The 654-nt window shown below is 66.8% G+C and carries 1 protein-coding gene; it reads left to right on the top strand.

What is annotated here, in order from left to right; all coding sequences use genetic code 11:
* A partial coding sequence (locus tag ACSBPG_RS32025; RefSeq protein ID WP_435541301.1) for an amino acid ABC transporter permease occupies positions 1 to 654 on the top strand: 654 nt, incomplete at both ends.

The raw sequence follows: 654 nt of genomic DNA on the forward strand, positions 1-654 counted from the left end.
GGCGGCCGTGCTGATGTGGGGCGGCGTGTTCGGCCTGAGCTACGTCGAGAACGCCTACTGGGGCGGCCTGCCGCTGACCCTGATCCTCTCGGTGATCGGCCTGGCGGTCGCCTTCCCCGTGTCGATCCTGCTGGCGCTGGGCCGGCGCTCCGACCTGCCGGCGGTGAAGGCGGTGTGCGTCGCCTACATCGAGCTGATCCGCGGCGTGCCGCTGATCAGCCTGCTGTTCATGGCCTCGGTGATGTTCCCGCTGTTCCTGCCGACGGGGGTGAACATCGACAAGCTGCTGCGCGCCCAGATCGCCTTCATCCTGTTCGCCGCCGCCTACATGGCCGAGGCCATCCGCGGCGGCCTGCAGGCGATCCCCAAGGGCCAGTACGAGGCCGCCGACAGCCTCGGGCTGGGCTACTGGCAGAAGATGGGCAAGATCATCCTGCCGCAGGCGCTGGCGATCTCCATCCCGCCGCTGGTCAACACCTTCATCAGCTCCTTCAAGGACACCTCGCTGGTCATCATCATCGGCCTCTACGACCTGCTCGGCACGGCCAAGGCGGCGCTCACCGACCCGGCCTGGCGCGGCTACTACCGCGAGGCCTACCTCTTCATCGGGCTCATCTACTGGTGCTTCTGCTTCTTCATGTCCAAGTACAGCCA

Origin of the sequence: Azospirillum sp. ST 5-10, assembly GCF_051225715.1 — a bacterium.
Taxonomy (GTDB): domain Bacteria; phylum Pseudomonadota; class Alphaproteobacteria; order Azospirillales; family Azospirillaceae; genus Azospirillum.